The organism is Secundilactobacillus oryzae JCM 18671 (genome assembly GCF_000740055.1).
Taxonomy (GTDB): Bacteria; Bacillota; Bacilli; order Lactobacillales; family Lactobacillaceae; genus Secundilactobacillus; species Secundilactobacillus oryzae.
In genome coordinates, this window is sequence record NZ_BBJM01000007.1 from 1 (window position 1) to 20,196 (window position 20,196).

Below are 20,196 nucleotides of genomic sequence, written 5' to 3' on the forward strand. Positions count from 1 at the left end.
GTTACTAGCGAATTGACTTCGCAAATGTTTGTTTTGGATTCAACCTAAGTTGAATCGCCCTGCACATTTGATTCGTCGAAACTTTGTTCAGTTTTCAAAGGTCTACTTTATTTCTTGCAACGTTTATAAATTATAAACGTTGTTATCAGCGAAGTCAACAACTTTTTTCAAAAACATTTTTTTGAATTGGTATATGTTGGCTTTCGTAACTGACAACAGTAACTAATTTACCAGGTATTTGAATTCCGGTCAACACTTTTATTCATTTTTTTGGAATAAAATTCAAAACCGAACTTTATTCCTGAACAATACATAATTAAATCGTTAAAACCGAACGCAAATGGTTAAATGGCCTTTCACTATTCGTAAAAATAACAGGCGTCGAATCCCGCACGAGATCCAACGCCTGTCCTTATTAGTGTCGCTTCTTTTTACGACGCCCTTTTTTTCTAAATGCGGGTTGTTGTCCCGGCTTAATTTTACTTGTATATAACGCTTGACCCTCTTGTTTGTTTTGGGAAAGATAGAATTGCGTGAACGCATTTACCTGTGCACGTTTAGTTGTATCCACTCCCGCAATCCGCATTGCTCGAGTGAGGTTCGTATAAAAGTCATCAAAGTTCTGATCATACAAATGCACAAGGGCATCGTGATGCTTACGAATCCATTCTAATAAGTCCTGTTCATTTGAAAGGACCTTAATAGAAGAAAGATGCTTAACCAGCTCACTCAAAGCGAATGGAATCTGATCAAACAGCGCTTGATCCTTCTCGTCGGACTCTAGAATAGGGACAAACCGACGGAACATTGCTTCGGCGAATAACTCACCATCCCACGTCTCTGGTTCGCGTTTCAGACCAAGAACCATGAGTTCAGAAGCTGCATCAATGATGACATCGAAGTAGTGCCGATCCGTATCCGTTAAATTACCAACAACGGGTAACTTATGGAGATCATCTAGCCAACGGTCAATCTGATCACCAACTGCTTCAGGTGTTTCTGCAACAACCTCAGCTTTTACGGCCTTAGTTTTTTTATCGCTGATCTTCTTAGCCGTATCTGTCTTTTGACTACTCAAAGCGAGCATGTCACTTCGCGTATCCTTAGCAACCTTAATGAATGCTTGACTATCATCAAGGAGTGCCTCGGCCTCAGCAAACTTAAAGAAGCTTGTCAAAATGGGCGTGGTCGCAACATAGTAGTTGTGTGGTTCATCTTGGTCAGTGGCAAATCGACCCGTAAGTATCGTTGCGACGTCTTTTGGTTGCCAATTTGCAAGTGTGGAATTCTTAGCCGTTAAAAAAGCAGTCAATACCTGCTCAGTAAACTTCTGCTGGTTATCAGATAGTTTCTGGAACAAACTACTCTGCTGAAATTTACCGATGATTTCCTGTGGGTCCATGAGTTAATCTCCAATCCGATTCGAAAGTACTGCACTCATTATAGAAAAAATGAGCATGATTTTCAAACTAAGGTGGATTTATGTAAAAAACACTTAAGGTCGGAGAAAAATCAAAGACATTCGCATCGCTTTTTTGTATCCTTATCAACTGAAGAATGAGAGAGGAGTCAACTCATGGATCCAGTAGTTATTGTGAGCGCCGTCCGTACCCCAATCGGTAAACTTGGCGGTGCCCTATCCAGTTTAAATGCCGTCGAACTTGGTACTATCGTTGCAAAAGAGGCTATTCGTCGCGCACAGGTTTCACCTAAGCATATCGACCAGGTCATCTTTGGTAACGTCCTTCAAGCCGGCTCAGGGCAAAACGTTGCCCGTCAAATTGAAATCAATTCAGGCATTCCCGATACCAGCACCGCAATGACCACTAACCAAGTTTGTGGGTCCGGGCTTAAAGCCGTCCGCCTTGGTCAGACCGCCATTGAAATGGGAGATGCTGACGTTGTGTTAGTCGGCGGTACCGAAAGCATGTCTGCTGCGCCGTTCATTGCACCTCACGTCCGTTTTGGTCATAAATACGGACAAGTCCCGTTCTTCGACAGTGTAGAACATGATGGTTTAGAGGATGCTTTTTCCAAACAACCCATGGGCATCACTGCCGAAAACGTAGCGGAACAATTTAAAGTGACTCGAGAAGCACAGGATGCCTTCGCACTGCAATCACACCAACGGGCGGTTCAAGCTCAGCAAAATGGTGCCTTTAATGAAGAAATCGTTCCCGTAACAATTAAAACTAAACGTGGTAGCATTACTGTTTCTGAAGATGAAGCCGTCCGCCCAGACACTTCTATAGAAGCTTTAGCAAAATTACCGGCCTCGTTTAAGAAAAACGGAACCGTTACTGCCGGCAATGCAGCAGGTCTGAACGATGGTGCCAGCGCACTCGTTTTGATGAAAGCTTCTCGTGCCGAACAACTCGGCTTAACCTACCTCGCAAAAATTGATGGCTACACCGAAGTTGGCATCGATCCAGCCATCATGGGTTACGCACCTTACTACGCCATCAACAAGCTAACTGCTAAATTAGCAATCAGTACTGAGGAAATTGACCGCTTCGAAATCAATGAAGCGTTCGCCGCGCAGAGTGTGGCGGTGGTCCGCGACCTGAAACTCGATTCTAAAAAGGTCAACGCTAATGGTGGTGCGATTGCGCTGGGTCATCCCCTCGGTGACTCTGGTGCCCGAATTCTAACCACCCTGATTAACCAGTTACACCATGACAATCTCCAAACTGGTATCGCCTCCCTCTGCATCGGTGGCGGAATGGGTATGGCCATGGCCGTTTCTAAAGCTTAATTCCTATAAAATACAACGAGCGCCCTGACAACTTTGCCGGGGCGCTCATTTTTCATTCTTCTATAAAGGTCTGATTCAAATCAAACGTAATCGGTTGTTCGACACTGATTTCGTCTGGCGTCACGTGGCAGCGATAGGCTACCACCTGGACGCCAGCTGCCATGGCTTCTTGAATTGCTGCATAAAGCTTCGGCGCTCGTTCTCTGTATATCGTCATCGTCGTCACGTAATCCATTTGGACAATTAAACAAAGATAGGCACGGTAGCCATCCTCCAGCGCCTTTACCAGCTCGTGGACGTGCTTCACTGCTCGAGTCGTCGGTGCGTCAGGAAAAGCCGCTAAGCCATACCCCTCCAGTGTGACACCCTTCACCTCAATAAAGAATGGCTGGCCATCTGATGCCTCACCACGAAAATCAATCCGTGAATCGCGATACTTTACCTCGGCCTTTAAGGCGGCCACGTGCGTCACGTTTGGTAAATGAATTTGTTCAGCCATTACGGCTTCGGCAGTCACTAAGTTAGGGGCCTGACTATCAATATTAATCCAGTGACCACGCTTATTTACCGCTACAAGATCCCAGTGGGTAATTCGCTTAGGCGCATCGCTGTGAACCAGTGAAACTTCGACACCTTGGATTAAGAGTTCTTTATTCCGTCCCGTATTTTTCACATGGACCCGAATTAACTCATCGTTTAACCGACACACGGCCGTAAACCGATTTTCCTTTTCGATAAACGTGGCAAGTTGATAGTTTTCGTATTTCACCGCAAATTCCCCCCAATGACGAGTAGCGAGCCCTATTTTAGTTCAAAAAAAATGATTGTCTTCGCCCCAAGTTTACCCTATAATTGTCGAGATTTGAAAAATACTTATTAAAAATTAGGAGTGAACATCTTGTCAGCAACATACCTACGACAGGCCACAATGGCTGATTTACCCGCAATCATTTCAATTATTTCCGATGCTAAAGCCTACCTAAAGGAACAAAATATTAATCAGTGGCAATCCGGTTATCCATTTGATTCCGATATTGAAATGGATATCAAGGACGGTATTTCCTACGTCCTGATTATTGACGGCAAGGTGGCCGGCACCGCTGCCATTCACCAAGGTCTCGATCGCAATTACCTCGAAATCCAAGATGGCGAATGGGTTAACGGCACGTTTGCCAAGTATACGGCGATCCACCGTATCGCACTTTCAGGCGCCTTTCGTGGCCAACACCTCTCTGAAAAACTGATGAGTGGGGTTGTGACGATTTCTAGTACCCTAGGCTATAAGGATATTCGGATTGATACCCATCCTAAGAACCTTGGCATGCAACACGTCATTACGTCTAACGGCTTCACTAAGCGCGGCGTTATTCATATGCAGGATGAAAGTGATCCAGAACGATACGCTTACCAACTGATTATTGATTAATTCATACACTAAACCCCGTCAAGTTTAAACTTGGCGGGGCTTTTTTAGTGCAATATGGCCATCAAATCTTCAATCGCTTTATCCGCGTTTCGTGCCCCGTTACCCACAGGATAATACGTCGGATACACCGGATAATAATGGCCTCCGACCTGCAAATCAAAAGGCTGCTGGCGAGTGGTCGAGACGCTTAATGATTTGCCCAATAAAATTGAGCTCACTTGATTACCGAACGCAATAATTTGCTTAGGTTGTACAATTTCAACTTCTTGCTTCAGCGTTTCCAGGTACTCTCGAAAAATCAGGTTAGAGACCGGGATTGTGCCCGCAAAAGTACACTTCGCCAGGTTCGTCATGAAGTAATGGTGCTGCGTCACATCCTGATAAACGGCGTCAGCAAATTCCGGCGTCCAGTCTTGGGGGTGCTTAGCTTCAATTGCTGTCCCCGTTTGTTCATTTAAAAGACCTAGCCGTATAAACAAACGCCAAATTGGCTTCGTGCCAATCCACGGGGCTCGCATCCCCAACCAGTCAGCATGGGTGGAGACATTCCGTCCAGTCGGATTCATAAACACAAACATCGTATCTGGCTGCTGACTATCCCCCGCACCGTAAACCGATCGAAACTGAGGATCACCAAATTCAAGTTGCATTTGATCGTAACGTTGATTAAGCTCCTGCAGTTCCAAATCATTCACCTTCAATCGTGACCAAGTCGCCACTAGCTAAGAGATACAGATACTTGTCCGTCACCGGACGATCGAGGATATCCGCTAATGCTTCTGCGTACAGGTTCACTTGCCCCCTGTAACGTTCTTTAATCTTCTCAATGCTAGCCGCCTTATCATTAAAGGCTACGTAATCCGTTTTGAAATCATAGAGGATAACGCGTTCAGGAAGCACCACGTATCCATCCATGATTCCGTGAATCAGAACCTTAGCCTCTTCGTCATCGATTTCGCCAAACAATTTTTGTGCTGACAGCAAGAGCGAGAAGGGTTGTTCTCGTTTTACTTGAGCTGGATGTGCCACTAACAGTTGACCTAACTCACTATTTTCGAAGAAATTCAGTACGCTGGCCTGATCGATCTTGGCCGCAACCTCTTCCGTCAGGACATTCCCCATCACCAACTCCTGCACACGAGCTGCAATTCGGGCTGCTGTGATTGGTTGGGTTAAATCAATTTCTTGCATCAACAAATGGGTGGCCGTTCCGATTTCAGTAGCCGCCGGTGCTTGCTTCGTTTGAAGGAATCTCGGTTGGTCAAAGTCCTTCGCCACGAAGCGGTTTGCCGCACCAGTTTCATTCTGATTAATGCTAAAGTCGCCCATCTCAATGGTATCCGGGTCGTTAAATAGGCGCTTAACCTCAGATACCGACTGGTACGCGGTCGTTTGCGTCGCCTGTAAATTCGGATAACTAAAGTTCATGACCCGATCAATATCGGAAACGTTCACTTCACTATAATCAGCGTCCCCCAACTTATTGTGCAGGGTCTTCAACCACTCTGCCCCAGTCATCGGCGTCGTTTGCTGACCAATTTTCTGAAGATCCGTAACGGTCACAAACTCAATTTGAAATTGGGTCTCATCCCCATTTAAATCAATAAAGTGCGGATCCACCTGTCGGCTTCTCAAGCTTTCAGCAAACCGTGGGTGCCGAACCAGACACATGCCAATCCAATCTAGCGCGTTGTTGGTGTTTAACCGATCGTTCATGTCTAAGACCAATCGATCACTCTGGCAGGCTTTTTCCCAGTTGGCAACCGCTTTTTCTCGATCCTTAACCGTACCGACAATAATTAACCGCTGTTCAGCTCGGGTTAACGCCACATAAAGCTTTCGCATCTCCTCAGCGAGACTCGCTTGTTTCGTCGCTTCACTGGCCAGCATTTTTTGCAAACTATCAAACTTAGCACGTCGATGCTCATCGAAATAAGTAATCCCGATTCCTAATTTATCGTTTAAGACCGCGTCGCCCTTCGTATCGCTCATATTAAACTGATGACTCATATCCATGAGGAAGACCACTGGGAATTCCAGCCCCTTGCTCCCATGAATGGTCATTACCCGAACGGCATCATCACTCACCTCAGTTGGTGCTTCCGCTAAGTCCTCATCCTCGCTTTGCATACGTTGGATGAACTGCACGAACTGGAATAGTCCTTTGAAATTACTCTTTTCGTAAACTGCAGCTCGTTCGTAAAGTGCATGCAAGTTAGCCTGACGCTGCTTTCCGGCCGGCATCCCCGCTACATAATCCAAGAAACCAGTCTCTTGATAAATGCGCCAAATTAACTCAACTAATTGGTTTTGTTTGGCAACATCCTTAAAAATAGTTAACTGCTTCAAGAAGCGGTCAATTTTTGGAAAAATGGCATCCCCATACGGGTTTCCTGACTGGTAAGTATCGTGGAATTGCAGAACCGCTTGGAAGTAATCCCCCGTCTTATCTGTCACGCGCAAGTAAGCCAACTGATTTTCATCCAAGCCCACGATTGGTGACCGTAGCACCGCTGCCAACGGAATATCTTGGTACGGATTATCAATCAAACTCAATAACGCCATCATAATTTGAATTTCGGTGGTTTTGAAATAGTTTTGCGCATCATTAACCAAAACCGGAATCCCCATTTGGGCAAACAACTCGGTAATGACGAGGTTGTTGTTCTTCGTTGGCGTCAAAAGCGCGAAATCTTTGAAGGCAACGGGACGCATTTCACCCGTCTCTCGGTCAAAAATTTCCGTTCCGTTGGCCTGCATCTCTAAAATCCGTTGACCGACCATCGCAACTTGACCTCGAACCTTATCATCAATCTTGAACGTTGCATCAATGGGTTCATCTTCATTTTGCTCGGTCATGACATTGGTCTGTTGGTCCTCATAAATCAGTAGTTCAGTTGCTGGTGTATAACCATCAGGATAATAAGACGCACCAAAGACCAGCTTGGCACCACCAGTGTAGTCCATCTCACCTAATTCTTGATTCATCAATTGTGTAAAAATGAGGTTGGTGAAGTCATCGACATTCTTAATTGAGCGGAAGTTTTCGGCCAACTGAATGTCTTTTCCTGCTTGAGGATCTTCACCAAAATGATTGAACTTGCCTACAAATAAGCTCGGATCCGCCAAACGGAACCGATAGATGGATTGCTTCACATCCCCCACCATGAATAAGTTCCCCGGTTCATGACGCGTAATGGTTTGCAAAATAGCTTCTTGAAGTGCGTTAGTATCCTGGTATTCATCAACCATGATTTCTTCGTAGCGATCCCGTAACTGTTCCCGCACTGCCTTTCCTTGCTCCGTATCCGCACTGAGAATTTCAAGTGCATAATGCTCAAGATCACTGAAGTCGAGCACATGTTGCCGTAACTTTTCTTGTTGATAGGCGTCGCTAAATGCTTGCACCGTCGTCGCCAATTTGGTCACGATTGCGTGACTTTGTTGCATGACTTCAGTTGTGATCGCTTCGTTTAACGCCAAATAAGTATCCTGTAACTCATCAATGACAGCCAAGGCAGCTTTACGGGCCTCTTGTGCTTCCTTCTTGAGTTCAGGAACGTCATCCTTTTTGGTCACTCGAGGAGACGTCGACCGTTTCACAAATAGCGTCTCGCGCACTTCGTCCCACTTCAAGTCAGGCAATTGATCTTGAGTTGCCCGTAGACTTGCCATTTCCGTTTCACACAATTCTGCTAACTTGGGAAATTCAGCTTGGTTCGCTTTTTCAAGTGCATAACCCAGGTCCTTAATCGCTTGTTCAACACGATTTTGAATCAATGGGAGGATTTGCTTGCGATACAAGTCACTGTCATTCAACGTCCCATTGATTACATAAGGGTCCGCTAGCTGTTGCAACCATTGCGCTGGATTTGGCTTGGCGTTGGCATAGAAATAAACTCGATTAACTAAATCCGTCAGGCCGTCATCGTTACGGTCGTTTGAGAAGTTGGCCGTCAGTCGTTTAAATGAGCCATCTTCATCATTTTCGTACAGCGTTTCTCTGACATCCTGCCAGACTTGATCCCGTAGCAAAATGCCTTCCGTCTTATCCGCCAGCAATCGGAAAACGGGATCCAAATCAATAATATAGTAGTAACGCTCAATAATTTGCTGACAGAAAGCGTCCAAAGTACTGATATTAGCCACCGGAAGTAGGCTTAGCTGATGCATCAGTCGACGTCGATTTTCACCCGTCGTTTCGGTGATTTTGCGTTCCAATGATTTGTGAATCCGATCCTTCATTTCCTTAGCCGCTGCCTTAGTGAAGGTCACGATTAGAAGCTGATCAACCCCGATGCCCTCTTCAGTAATCCGCTTGATCACCCGATCGACCAGCACTCGCGTCTTCCCAGAACCCGCAGAGGCAGAAACTAATAGATTCGTGTCGCGCGTATCAATAACCTGTTGTTGGCTCTTCGTATATTTAATGTCTGCCATCGGTTTGATCAAACTCCTTTCTCAAATTGGCTAAGACTTCTTCGTCACTCAATTTTTCAATTTCATGGTAATTATTTTCTGTTAATAATGGGTCAAACTGCATCACCGATTTGTATGGTGAGAACTGCATAGCTGTCCGTTGATCCGGCCACTTGGCTGGGTTCATCGCAAGTTTGCCAGCAAAAATATCGGTTGCCGCTGATTTAATGAGACCCTCGGTATGTTGCAAGAGCCCATCCAGGTCTCCCGGACGGATGAGGCGACTCCGACTCATCGCCGAGCCATCCTTCTTTTTACCAAACGGATAGAGCGTTGAGTTCCCATAGCCAGCTTCACCCAGTCTGGTATCCAAGGTATTAATCAGGGTTGGATCATCAACCAAGATCCCCTTATACTTTTCTTTCGCCAGCAAGGCCTCAAGAAAATCGTCATCCGTAGCAAGTTTGAAAATATCCTTGAATGAGAGCTTAGGATTCGACAAATGTAGGTATAATGCCCCAGCTAGTTCCGCATTCTCGGTACCGGCAATTGTTGCCAAATTGCGTTTAACAGCATCCAAATAAGTCATCATTTGCATCGCCGTTCCCTGGTAGGCATCACTCAAGTTGAAATCATGAACGCTAGACTTATAGTCGACGACACCCAAGTAAGTTTTACCGTCAACCTGCATTTGATCGATTCGGTCAATTTTGCCACGCACCTCAACCTTGCGAGCACCAGGGAGTGCAAAGGCAATCGGATCCAAACCCGTCTTAGCAGCCACGTGACCAAATAAAACCTCCGTTTGAGTTGGCCGCATTGGGGTTCGCTGACTTTGCTGATGTAACGTCGTCGCCATCCGTCGAACCGTTGCAATCAGTTGGCCCGCAATATAGGCCATTCGGTTGGAGCTCTTCAAAATGGCAAATTGGAGGTTCGCTGGGTCATCTAAAATTTTTGTCACAATTTCATCGACTAATTCGTGAAGTTGCGAATCATCTAGTTCCGCCAAATCCAAGCGCTGATCACGCAGCATTTTAACCAGCATATCCATAGCCGCATGGAAAAATTCACCCGTGCTAGCTGGTGACAATTCAAACACCGGTCGCTCCTGAAGTTTTAATCCATACTTTAAGAAGTAAGCATATTGATTACTATAAAATTCTTCCAGTTTCGAAATAGAGGTATAAATGGTTTTCCCGTAAAGCGCATCAACAATTTCTGGTACCAATGACTTTGGCTCGTTTCGGTAGCTCATCCCACCAAGCAGATGTTCAGTCAGACTGTGATAGTTACTATCCTGAATCAGCGTTTGGTAAACGTACTGCCAAGCTGGTGCCAAAGCCACTTCACTCGTTCGACTTGCATCACTAACCTGCACTAAATGCCTAAGTGTTGCCCGTTTAGCACCTAAATAATGCCAAATTTCATTATCAGCAGGATCTGGCACAGCTGCATGATTTTGGATTTCAATCCCAAAGTGCTGCGCAATTCGAGCCACATAAGGACTGAGCTGCCGTTTCTCCTCTTCATCACCGTTTGTCGAGTACGTAAAAATCAACCGTTCGCTTCCTGATACAAAGGCCAAGTAGTTTAAAAACGGTTCGTTGTTAAGCGTGGCACTATTCGTCTCACCCAAAAATTTATCATCTGGTAACTGAATCTTTTCGCGGTCTTCGTCCGATAATAGGCGATTAGCAACTGTCACATCCGGCATGACGTCGTCGGTTGACCCAATCATGAAAGTGACCTTGCGATTGTTCATCTGGACCATTCCGCTTTCGGAAACTGTCACCTGATCTAACGTTGATGGAATCTGAGAGAATGTTGCCCCCTCGAATCCTGCCTGCAAAAGCGCCAAAAATTCATCCAAATTAAACGCACGATCGCCTAGGATTGCCACGTATTCATCCAGCATGTCACAGAAAGTGGTCCACGTTTGCTCAGGCTGATCCGCTTTTGCCAAATCACCTTGGTCCAGATAGGCATCTCGCCAGGAAATCAATTGATCCTTCACGCCACTGGTCTCTAGAAATTGGTACAGAATAGCCGCAGCATCACGCCCCGTCTTAGCCGCTTTAATTCGCTTGAAAAATGGTGGGAGCGTGTCTTTTACAAGCCGGCGAATTGAATTGATTTGGGCCGCAATGGCCTCGTTCTTGGTCGTTTCAACCCCATCATCTCCCGGCATAAAGCGCGCATATTCCCAGTCGGCGTCTTGTATCCAGCGACTGCCCTCGTAACCAACCTTCAAGACCCAGTTTTCGGTCAGTGCCAACGATTCTCTGAATTCCTGAATGGGCATAACCGTGCCGTCTTCGTTCCGTGGCAATAATAGCTCCGTTTTCAACAGCCGCATGAGATCCCGGTAACGGTAGTAATGCGCGTCCACTTCAAATAGCGCCGTCAGCAATTCCACAAACGGGTGATTTGCCATGGCGATATCGTTATCAATGAAGAACGGAATTTCCTGCATCCGAAAAATAGGGGCCAGCACATTTTGATAGCGGTCCAACTTTCGTGAAACGACTAAGAAGTCACGATAGCGATAGCCTTTCGTTGCCACCAATCGTCGCATTTCTGCCGCCATCTGGGCGACTTCCGCATACCGGTTGTCCGCACTAATAACCTCGACAGCGTTTGGTGTTTGAAAGGGCTGGGGCTTCGTCACGGACCGCCCGTTAGAAGACGTAATCCAGTAATCTTCAACTTGTTGCAAATCCGATGAGATCCGCGATTGACCCGCAACCTTATCGGGTAGCAGTTTAACTTTCGTTACCGTTGCTAGTAGTTTCAACTGTTGATAGGTTTTCTTAGACTGGCTAAATAAGCCCGGCGTCCCGCTTTCATCACGGAGCGTGGCCGCATCAACAGTCAACGCCACTTCCATGTCCGCCGCATTGGCCATAATTTCCTGCAGCAATTTCAGCTCTTGAGCTGAGAACTGTGAAAAGCCATCAATATAAAAATGAGCATGGCTAAGGTCCTGCGTCTTTAGAAAGTCCGACAGCGCATTCAAAATATCCGTGTTTTCAATGTACTTATCACGCATCGCAGCATCAAATGCTCGGTAAACAATAGCTAAGTCATGTAGTTTGGCACTCAAATCAGCACCTTTATCCTCGCCATCGTTGGCGATTTGCTCAAGGTCCTCATCGGTGATACGGCCAATTTTTAACTCCGCCAACTGCGACGCTAATTTACTAATAAATCCTGGGCGACTAGCTTCACCTTTAAATAAAATAAGTTCGTCTGCGTGGTCAGCAATGGCCTGATAGACGATCATATTCAAACCAGCGCTAGAAATTCGGGGAATCTGGTAGTACGGGGTATTCTTCATGAAGTACCAGGCTAGTCGCGTAAACGAAAAAACCTGAACTTGGCTTTGCGCGTACTGATCAGTCGCATCAGCACGTTGCGCTAACTTTTCGAGCGCAAAAACTTCGGATTCAAACTTAATATGATTGGGAACAAGATAATAAAACTGATCGTTAGGATTTTGCTGCAGGGTTGCCCCTAAATCTTCCAATAACACTTGGCGATGGTCGCATCCCGCTTTTCCAATGATAACCTGAAATGACATTAACGCTGTTCCCCTTTCGTGAATTGATTTCTGTCACCATTTTACTGGTTTTACCCATCAAATACTAGCTAACTTGAACATCCGTTCTAGTGATAAATTCGAAAAAAATCCCACCATCCACGTTTGGAAAGGTTAGAATATGATTAGAACATTTTAAGACTGATGAGGTGGTTTGCATGAACAAACAAGAAAAAATTGAAATTCTCCAAGATTTAGTGAAAATCGATTCCCAAAATAACCACGAGGCTCAAGTTGCACACTACCTGCAAAATCTTTTTGAGGCCCATAACATTAAGGCCACCATTTCCGAGTACGCGCCTGATCGGGCTAACTTAGTTGCCGAAATCGGTAATCCAAGTAGCGACCAAGTGTTAGCCTTTGCCGGCCATCTCGATACGGTATCCGTTGGCGACCGTGACCTTTGGACTTACCCACCATTGGCAGCTGAAATTCATGATTCCAAACTCTATGGCCGCGGGAGCGCCGACATGAAAAGTGGTTTGGCGGCCATGGTCATTGCGATGATCGAACTAAACGAGAACGTCGCCCCATTAAAGGGTCGCATTCGCTTCATCGGAACGGTTGGCGAAGAAAATGGTGCCATGGGGTCACGCGACCTCACCATCGACGGCATCGCCGATGATTTATCCGGGATGGTCCTTGGCGAGCCGACAAGCGGTCGCGTCGTTTACGCCCATAACGGTTCACTGAATTACACCGTTTCTTCAACTGGAAAAAGCGTGCATAGTTCAATGCCCGAACAAGGTGTTAACGCACTGACCAACCTGGTTCAATTCGTGAATGCGGAGGCCACCCTGTTTGACGATGTGGCATCGAGCCCGGAAGTTGGTCCCCTGGTGCACAGCGTTACCATTTTTCATAGTGGCGATCAAGTTAACAGCATCCCCGGTAGCGCAACGTTACAAGGGAACATTCGACCCATTCCCGAATTCGATAACCAGGCCGTTATTGACCGTTTGAACCAAGCCGTCGATCAATTAAACGAGGCCCCCAACATGGATCTCAAATTGACCATCAACTACAGTTTCAAGCCCGTCATCAGTCAGGCCGATTCCCCTTTCGTACAACAAATTAAGCACATCTCCGATTCAGTTCTCGGCTCAGAGGCCCCGCTAGCCGTCATCCATGGTGCTACTGATGCATCTGAATATACAAAGTCTGCTAACCAGTTTCCACTCGTGGTCTTGGGTGCTGGCTCCTGGAATGCCGCTCACCGAATCGATGAAAACGTTGCGTTAGATAATTACTTGGCAGTTCTTGAAATTTATAAGCAAATTGCCTTGAAAGTGTTGGGATAAAAATAAGGTTTCGCCGTTTGGCGAAACCTTATTTTTTTACGCTTCCTTCATTTTCTTAACCGTTCTAGCCACATCATCACTGTGCGTAATCATCGAAATGACCGCTGACCCGGCAGCACCCGTAGCACTCACATCCGATAAATCAGCTTCAGTAATACCGCCAATCGCCACAATCGGGCGGTCAGTCGCTTCAACCAGTTTTGTTAATCCCGCCAGCCCAATGACTGGATCGGCATCCGCCTTGGAGCCGGTTGGAAAAATCGGGCCACAACCATAATAGGCAATCCCCGCAATTTGATTGGCTTTTTCAATCTCTGCTAGATTCGAACAGGAATAACCAACAAATAACTTCCCAGCTACCCGCTCGAGTACTGCTTGAATTTGTTCGTCAGATTGACCGACATGGATACCATCCGCTTGAACGGCCAGCGCTAAGTCGACATCGTCATCCACGATAAATGGAATTCCCGCTTCCTGGCACAATTGCCGTAATTCACCAGCAACTGCCAGCCGTGACGTCTTATCGAGCGTTGATTTTGGCCCTTTGTCGCGTAATTGAAAAGCGGTAATACCAGCTTGAATGGCGCTCTCGACCGTGGTTATCAAATCGCCAGCTGGCAAATCTTGTGTACCACACACGAAGTAAGCCTTCAGTTGTGATTGGTTAAATGGAATTTTCATCTTCTGCCACCTTTCGATAAGCCCAGTGATTCAACGGGCTATGACCGTGTCCAACCTGAATTTCATCCTGGATGGCCGCTTCAACGTAGCGTTTGCCGATGTGAATGGCCTCCGCCATTGTGCGCCCCTTTGCTAATTCTGAAGTAATGCACGAAGAGAGTGTGTCTCCGGTCCCGTGGGTTCGGATAGTAGCCACTCGAGGTGCGGAGACCCAAAACGTTTCACCAGATGCCAACAGCGCTAAATCACGTACCTCGTCACTATCGCCGTGCCCGCCTTTAATTAAGACGTTTTGGGCACCTTTGGCCTGAAGTCGGTGCGCCGCTTCAGCCATATCTGCTTCTGAGGTAATTGTCATCCCCGCCAAACGCTCCGCTTCTGGTAAATTCGGGGTGACCAAGGTTGCCAACGGAATCAGTTCATCAGCAACCACTTGAATAGCGTCCTCTGCCAATAACGTAGCCCCGCCTTTGGCAATCATGACCGGGTCAACGACTAGCGGACCTAAATCGTATTTTTTCAAATTGTTCACGACAATTCGTACGTGTTCAGCATCCCGGTTTTACAGGCGCGAATTTTTAAATCCGCCGCAACAGATGCAAATTGCTCGTTGATTAATTTTTCGGGAAGCGCCATGAAGTCCTGAACACCCAGTGTATTTTGCGCTGTCACAGCGACAATTACCGCAGCCGCAAAAGTGTGACGCTCCTACATTATTTTAATATCGGCCATCACCCCGGCACCACCACCGGAATCCGTTCCAGCAATGGTTAAGGTTTGGGGAAACTCATTAATTTCACTCATCATCTATCCGTCCTTTACTCGTAGTCCGCTACTGCTTCTATTTCTTGAGTCGTTACCAAATGGAGTTGATCCATCAATTTCACCGTAAAGGTTCCCGGTAATTCGGCACCAATCGCCTCAGCCACCAATTGACCGGTTGTTCCAAAAACGAGGCATGCCGTTTGTGCAGCTTCAAAAGCATCATCAGTGACTGCCGCAAAGGCGCCCACGATACTGGAAAGCATATCTCCCGAACCAACGTGTAGCTGAAACAGTGGCGTTCCGTTTTTAACAGTCACCACCGTGGTGCCATCCGTAATGAAATCAGTCGGCCCGCTTAAAATGACCACGCAGTTGTGTTTCAACGCGGCGGAACGGGCAATGGCCTTCAAGTCGCCTTGACCTTCGCCAGCATCAATTCCCTTTGCCGCCCACTGAATTCCGGCCAGCGCTGCAATTTCACCCGCGTTTCCGCGAATCACACTAACCTGAAAATCACGAAGTAACGATTGGGCAACTCCCAAACGATAAGCCACCGCTCCGACAGCAACAGGATCCAAAATAACCGGCTTCCCATACTGATTGGCTAGTTGGCCCATTTTACGAACGTGCGCCACCTGGTCTTGAGTGAAAGCCCCTAAGTTGAGCGCCACCGCTCCGCTCATTTTGACCATCGCTTCCGTTTTGGCAATTTCTTCCGACATGATGGGTGAGGCTCCAATCGCATTAATACCATTCGCCACGTCTTGCACCGTCACAAAGTTGGAAACATTCAGGACGATGGGATTCTGGGCGCGCAACTCGTTTAGCAGGGATAGTTTCATGGGAATCCTCCTCAAAAATAAAAAAATAGGGTCGCCACCCCGCATAGGATGACGGCCCAATTCATCGCCGTTCATTAACACGTTCCTACGCAAGTGTGAACTTACAGGTTCAAAGGGTTTGTCAAAAACATCTCAGCCCACATGGGGCACCCCTCGTGTTTTATCTAGTCTAATCATAATGGTTTAATTTGGAAGCGTCAACAAAGAAAGGAGCCGTACCAAATTTCGGCACAACTCCCTATCCTATTGATTAAAGGGTTCAGGAAGCAATCTACTTCCGATAATCCCCATACCCAAAGTACTGGTATCCTGGTTTCAAATTATTGTTGAATTGCTTATCCAGTGGAACGAACACGTAGCCCTTGGCCCGCAAGCGGTTAATGATGCTAGGTACCGCCTGAATCGACGTCTTGTGAATATCGTGCATCAAAATAATGGAGCGTCCATGCGTCGTTGCCACAACGTGATTAGCTGTTTTAGCTGCGTTTAGATAAGACCAATCGAGGGAATCCACATTCCACTGAATGATTGGACGGTTAAACGCTTTAATCTCAGTGTGGGTAATGGCGCCATATGGTGGCCGAATGTACTTTGGCTTGACTCCGGTCGCTTTGTAAATGGCCTTATCAGTCCGACTAATTTGACTCTTTGCCGCACTTAACGACATGTTTGCAAGATCCGGGTGATTCCACGAATGATTGCCAATCGTGTGTCCATACTTCAAAACGAGTCGTGAGGTTGCTGGACTAGCCTTCACCATGTAGCCCACTTCAAAGAAGGTGGCCGGAACGTTATACTTTTTCAAAATCTTCAGCAGTTTAGGCGTCAACGATGGGCTTGGCCCATCATCAAAGGTCAAACTGACATACTTCTTTGCGTAACCTACCGTTCGGTGTTGAAATCCCTGATTAATTTCAACAGGTTGCGGGGTGACGTTTGCCGAAACTGGCTGTTGATCGCTAATCACCATAAGTCCAAATCCGGTTGCTAACAACGCGATGAAACGTTTTTCAAGCTTTGTCACTTTTAACATAAGAAGTACCTCCCCACAGGGTAACTAATCTGCCCGCTATTTAATTTTAGAGTTCATTCGTACGTAAACGATTCTCCCTCAAAACGTCATTCGTACAAATTTCGAGCTCTTGAAGCACCTCGGGATCGCTTGGGTTTGTCGCTGCGGCGTTTTCGGCCAGTGCCCAACGCGCCAGATTATCCGTAATCGGCACGATGTCCTGGGCAATCGTCATTTCCGCTTGGTCCTGATGTGCTTTTTTAATAATTTGAAAACTATCATAATCCGTAATCAGCCTAAGAGTCGCTTGTTTGCCATGTTCTACCGACTTAAAAATCACAAAATGAGACTTTTGATTCGCTTCACTTATTCGCTGTTTGACGAGTTCCAATTGTTCTCGATTGGTCGTCATCGCCATGCCCAGGTCACCTCCTATTCATAAGGTTATTTTACCAGCTTTATCGAAATGTAAGCGCTAAAATGACTCGTTATTTTCGAACTTGGCCATTCCCATAAATGATGTACTTCGTAGATGTAAGTTCGTTCAATCCCATAGGCCCTCTAGCGTGAAGTTTTTGGGTACTAATGCCAATTTCAGCTCCAAAACCAAACTCAAAGCCATCAGTAAATCGTGTGGACGCGTTGATATAAACACAAGCCGCATCAATTTGCTGCAAGAATTTTTGCCCATTTTGATAGTTATTCGTGATAATCGCTTCCGAATGCTTCGTACTGTAGTGATTGATGTGGGCAATAGCCTCATCTTCACTATCAACTACTTTAACCGCCATAATCAAATCATTGTACTCCGTCGCCCAGTCATCATCTTCAGCAGCAACCATACTTGGCACGATACTACGAGCGCGGTCGTCTCCGCGTAATTGTACGTCATTTGCCTCCAGTGCTGCCGCAATAGTTGGTAAGTATTCGGCTGCAATAGAAGAGTGGATCACTAGTTTTTCTGCTGCATTACAAACGGATGGTCGCTGCACTTTTGCGTTAACCGCAATGTCGGCTGCCATTTTCAAATCAGACTCAGCATCCACGTAGATGTGACAGTTACCGGCTCCGGTTTCGATGACCGGTACCTTTGCCGTTTCCACCACTCGCTGAATGAGTCGCTGACTCCCACGAGGAATCAAAACATCAATATAGCCAACTAACTGCATCATTTCGTTGGCGGTTTCGTGTGATGTATCGGTAATCATTTGAATCGCATTTTCATCAATATCGTGGGCCTGCAAGATGGCACGGAACGTCTCGCTGATTGCGATATTAGTCCGAATCGCCTCTTTGCCACCGCGCAAAATCACCGCATTACCCGTTTTAAAACTCAACGCTGCAGCATCCGCCGTCACATTTGGCCGGGCTTCAAAAATGATACCGATAACGCCTAGGGGTACCCGCTGTTTTCCAATCAGAAGTCCCGCCTCGTTATGCCACATCTTATCGACGTTACCGATTGGATCATCTAATCCAGCGACTTGGCGCATTCCATTAGCCATATCGGCGATTCGAGATTCTGTCAATGTTAAACGATCGACGAAACTCTGTTTGAGACCCGTTGCTTCTGCTAAATCGGTTGCGTTAGCCTGCAAAATAGCAGCCTGATTATCTACCAGTCCCATCGCCATTGCCTCGAGTAGTTCATTCTTTGTCGTTGTGGAAAGTTGTCCTAATGTCGTGGCAGCCGTGCGTGCCTGTTCACCAACTAATTGTAACTTATGATTGACCATGACTAGAAATCTCCTTTCGTTGTAGCGCCGTAAACCAAGTACCAACTGGTTCTCCATCTAAGATGTTAAAAATCACTCTGGGATCGCGGCCATTTGCCAAAACCATTTGCCGGTTTTCGTTAATCAATCGTTCTGCAGCTAATAGCTTAGTCACCATGCCACCAGTTCCAAATCGGCTTCCCTTATCACCAGCTAAATTAAACGTTTCCTGGTTAATTTGGCTAACCTGTGAAATCAGAGCAGCTTCCGGGTTTTTAAGCGGGTTCATATCGTAGAAGCCATCAATATCGGAAAGCATAATCAGTAAATCCGAATTGGTGCGACTGGTAACGATTGCCGAGAGCTGATCGTTATCCCCAAAGCGGGTCTTATGATCCAGCTCATCGACCGCCACCGAATCATTTTCGTTCACAACCGGAATAATTCGCTGCTGGAGTAATTCATCAAATGTATTCAGAACATTCTGACGACTTTGTGGGTAATCAAAGACGTCGTGAGTCAGCAACAACTGACCAATTTTTTGACCATAATGTTCGAACCGTTGGGAAAACATCATGATGAGCTTGCTTTGACCAATGGAAGCCAGCGCCTGTTGTGCAGCAATACTAGCTGGTCGCTCCGTCAAACTCAATTGGTTCAAGCCGACACCAATGGCACCTGAGGAAACCAAAATAACCTGTTTGCCCTGGTTACAAAGTGAGCTCAACACGAATGCAAGCTGGTCGATGTTCCGAAGGTTGATTTCACCACTGGGGTAAATTAAGCTACTCGTCCCAATTTTGACCACGATTCGGTTTGCATCAATATTTCGGTTTAACTGCTCATCCTGCATCTTGTTTTCCCCTTTTCATTATTCACTAATCTATTTTTAATATTTTATCAGATGATAGCGTACTCCTAGGTGAATCGCAAGCTTTATCCTTCCTTTTCGACGAGGCCAATCGACTGATTCGTATGCTCACCCGTCAAAAGCTCTTGGACGATAAACTGACTTAGTGTTTCACGTGAAACATTGCCGCTTGGCATGGCGTTTCCTTCATTATATAGTGCTAATTTTCCGTATGACGTTGCCGACACGTTGCTAACGCGCAAGATGGTGTAGGGGATTTCTTCCTCATCAATCATTTTAATGGCGTAACGCTGCTGTTTAAGAAAGGCTGATTTATCCGTAATGCCGGGATAAGAAATTTCCTCCGTAACTTCTTCGTCAATCCCCGCGACAGATCGGAATACAAAGCGCACGGCTTGATTATTCGTTTCCCGGATAGCTTCAGTCACCGCTTCGATAGCCCAATCGACATCCATTCCCGTCAAATCAGAATAAATAACCGCCACATTCCTAACTGCTTCAACGTAATCAGCTGCAACATGCGCATCTCCGCCGTAATACGTTACCCCAGTAATCGGTTCTCGTGGCTCCGACTCCCAAACGCGTAACTCAACTTCCGCTTCTTTAACTAATGATTGCATCACGGTTGAGGCGATGTCACCGTGGTCGCTTAAAACTAGTATCTTTTTCATCCTAATTCTCCGTTCAATTTAGTGGTTTCATTGTACCGCATTCGGCTTTTATTCGGTGTCGTCGCTAGCCCACTCGCAAAACACGAACATTATTCGGATATTGATTCAATTTCACAAACATGTTATGCTAATAACTG

At 46.3% G+C, this 20,196-nt stretch carries 15 protein-coding genes, 1 pseudogene and 1 riboswitch; of the genes and pseudogenes, 3 read left to right on the forward strand and 13 right to left on the reverse strand.

The features are described 5' to 3' along the window. Nucleotides 1-415: 415 nt before the first annotated feature. Nucleotides 416-1,402 (reverse strand): hypothetical protein, encoded by a 987-nt coding sequence (locus LOSG293_RS02820; RefSeq protein WP_051907177.1) that lies wholly within the window; start codon nt 1,400-1,402, stop codon nt 416-418. A gap of 174 nt (nt 1,403-1,576) precedes the next feature. Between LOSG293_RS02820 and LOSG293_RS02825 the strand changes: the two genes are divergently transcribed. Then, the gene (locus LOSG293_RS02825; protein WP_034526794.1) at nt 1,577-2,755 is read left to right on the forward strand and encodes an acetyl-CoA C-acetyltransferase; all 1,179 of its coding nucleotides are present in this window, start codon (nt 1,577-1,579) and stop codon (nt 2,753-2,755) included. Nucleotides 2,756-2,807: 52 nt separating this feature from the next. On the opposite strand, the gene sfsA is transcribed toward LOSG293_RS02825, so the two are convergent. Then, nucleotides 2,808-3,524, reverse strand: a complete 717-nt coding sequence (sfsA, locus tag LOSG293_RS02830; protein WP_034526796.1) for a DNA/RNA nuclease SfsA — start codon at nt 3,522-3,524, stop codon at nt 2,808-2,810. 129 nt (nt 3,525-3,653) lie between these two features. On the opposite strand from sfsA, the gene LOSG293_RS02835 reads away from it, so the two are divergent. Beyond that, complete coding sequence (locus LOSG293_RS02835; protein WP_034526799.1) at nt 3,654-4,181, forward strand: GNAT family N-acetyltransferase; 528 nt, start codon at nt 3,654-3,656, stop codon at nt 4,179-4,181. A 44-nt stretch (nt 4,182-4,225) separates the two neighbouring features. On the opposite strand, the gene LOSG293_RS02840 is transcribed toward LOSG293_RS02835, so the two are convergent. Genes LOSG293_RS02840 through LOSG293_RS02850 form a run of 3 tightly spaced genes read right to left on the reverse strand, consistent with a single transcriptional unit; the run spans nt 4,226 to nt 12,183 of the window. Beyond that, a complete protein-coding gene (locus LOSG293_RS02840; protein ID WP_235786788.1) occupies nt 4,226-4,876 on the reverse strand; it encodes a uracil-DNA glycosylase family protein in 651 nt (216 codons plus the stop codon). After that, nucleotides 4,869-8,621 carry a helicase-exonuclease AddAB subunit AddA gene (addA, locus tag LOSG293_RS02845; RefSeq protein WP_034526803.1) on the reverse strand — a complete coding sequence of 1,251 codons (3,753 nt, stop codon included), beginning with the start codon at nt 8,619-8,621 and terminating at the stop codon, nt 4,869-4,871. The genes LOSG293_RS02840 and addA overlap by 8 nt, the downstream gene beginning before the upstream one ends. Further along, nucleotides 8,608-12,183: a PD-(D/E)XK nuclease family protein gene (locus tag LOSG293_RS02850; protein WP_034526805.1), complete on the reverse strand. Its 3,576-nt coding sequence runs from the start codon at nt 12,181-12,183 to the stop codon at nt 8,608-8,610. Before LOSG293_RS02850 ends, addA begins: the two co-directional genes overlap by 14 nt. A gap of 176 nt (nt 12,184-12,359) precedes the next feature. Between LOSG293_RS02850 and LOSG293_RS02855 the strand changes: the two genes are divergently transcribed. After that, nucleotides 12,360-13,502: an ArgE/DapE family deacylase gene (locus LOSG293_RS02855; RefSeq protein WP_034526806.1), complete on the forward strand. Its 1,143-nt coding sequence runs from the start codon at nt 12,360-12,362 to the stop codon at nt 13,500-13,502. Nucleotides 13,503-13,538: 36 nt separating this feature from the next. Here LOSG293_RS02855 and thiE read toward each other — a convergent pair whose 3' ends face one another. From thiE to LOSG293_RS02895, 8 genes and pseudogenes are all read right to left on the reverse strand, one after another. Next, a complete protein-coding gene (gene thiE, locus LOSG293_RS02860; RefSeq protein WP_034526807.1) occupies nt 13,539-14,183 on the reverse strand; it encodes a thiamine phosphate synthase in 645 nt (214 codons plus the stop codon). Further along, nucleotides 14,167-14,987, reverse strand: a pseudogene (thiD, locus tag LOSG293_RS02865) (bifunctional hydroxymethylpyrimidine kinase/phosphomethylpyrimidine kinase). Before thiD ends, thiE begins: the two are co-directional and overlap by 17 nt. A 14-nt stretch (nt 14,988-15,001) precedes the next feature. After that, on the reverse strand, nt 15,002-15,790 hold the full coding sequence (thiM, locus tag LOSG293_RS02870) for a hydroxyethylthiazole kinase (RefSeq protein WP_034526809.1): 789 nt from the start codon (nt 15,788-15,790) through the stop codon (nt 15,002-15,004). A gap of 65 nt (nt 15,791-15,855) precedes the next feature. Further along, nucleotides 15,856-15,954: riboswitch (TPP riboswitch) on the reverse strand. 107 nt (nt 15,955-16,061) lie between these two features. Beyond that, nucleotides 16,062-16,823: a polysaccharide deacetylase family protein gene (locus LOSG293_RS02875; protein ID WP_051907178.1), complete on the reverse strand. Its 762-nt coding sequence runs from the start codon at nt 16,821-16,823 to the stop codon at nt 16,062-16,064. 46 nt (nt 16,824-16,869) lie between these two features. Further along, nucleotides 16,870-17,220, reverse strand: a complete 351-nt coding sequence (locus LOSG293_RS02880; protein ID WP_034526810.1) for a hypothetical protein — start codon at nt 17,218-17,220, stop codon at nt 16,870-16,872. Nucleotides 17,221-17,290: 70 nt separating this feature from the next. Continuing rightward, a complete protein-coding gene (locus LOSG293_RS02885) occupies nt 17,291-18,538 on the reverse strand; it encodes a glutamate-5-semialdehyde dehydrogenase (protein WP_034526811.1) in 1,248 nt (415 codons plus the stop codon). Then, nucleotides 18,525-19,370 (reverse strand): glutamate 5-kinase, encoded by an 846-nt coding sequence (gene proB / locus LOSG293_RS02890; protein WP_034526812.1) that lies wholly within the window; start codon nt 19,368-19,370, stop codon nt 18,525-18,527. Before proB ends, LOSG293_RS02885 begins: the two co-directional genes overlap by 14 nt. An 83-nt stretch (nt 19,371-19,453) precedes the next feature. After that, nucleotides 19,454-20,059: an NAD(P)H-binding protein gene (locus LOSG293_RS02895; RefSeq protein WP_051907179.1), complete on the reverse strand. Its 606-nt coding sequence runs from the start codon at nt 20,057-20,059 to the stop codon at nt 19,454-19,456. Nucleotides 20,060-20,196 lie beyond the last annotated feature (137 nt).

Excerpts from the sequence above, each read along its gene's own strand:
- LOSG293_RS02820 (WP_051907177.1), bottom strand. The coding sequence starts at position 1,402 with ATGGACCCACAGGAAATCATCGGTAAATTTCAGCAGAGTAGTTTGTTC.
- LOSG293_RS02825 (WP_034526794.1), top strand. The coding sequence starts at position 1,577 with ATGGATCCAGTAGTTATTGTGAGCGCCGTCCGTACCCCAATCGGTAAA.
- addA (WP_034526803.1), bottom strand. The coding sequence starts at position 8,621 with ATGGCAGACATTAAATATACGAAGAGCCAACAACAGGTTATTGATACG.
- LOSG293_RS02850 (WP_034526805.1), bottom strand. The coding sequence starts at position 12,183 with ATGTCATTTCAGGTTATCATTGGAAAAGCGGGATGCGACCATCGCCAA.
- LOSG293_RS02855 (WP_034526806.1), top strand. The coding sequence starts at position 12,360 with ATGAACAAACAAGAAAAAATTGAAATTCTCCAAGATTTAGTGAAAATC.
- thiE (WP_034526807.1), bottom strand. The coding sequence starts at position 14,183 with ATGAAAATTCCATTTAACCAATCACAACTGAAGGCTTACTTCGTGTGT.
- thiM (WP_034526809.1), bottom strand. The coding sequence starts at position 15,790 with ATGAAACTATCCCTGCTAAACGAGTTGCGCGCCCAGAATCCCATCGTC.
- LOSG293_RS02875 (WP_051907178.1), bottom strand. The coding sequence starts at position 16,823 with ATGTTAAAAGTGACAAAGCTTGAAAAACGTTTCATCGCGTTGTTAGCA.
- LOSG293_RS02880 (WP_034526810.1), bottom strand. The coding sequence starts at position 17,220 with ATGGCGATGACGACCAATCGAGAACAATTGGAACTCGTCAAACAGCGA.
- LOSG293_RS02885 (WP_034526811.1), bottom strand. The coding sequence starts at position 18,538 with ATGGTCAATCATAAGTTACAATTAGTTGGTGAACAGGCACGCACGGCT.
- proB (WP_034526812.1), bottom strand. The coding sequence starts at position 19,370 with ATGCAGGATGAGCAGTTAAACCGAAATATTGATGCAAACCGAATCGTG.
- LOSG293_RS02895 (WP_051907179.1), bottom strand. The coding sequence starts at position 20,059 with ATGAAAAAGATACTAGTTTTAAGCGACCACGGTGACATCGCCTCAACC.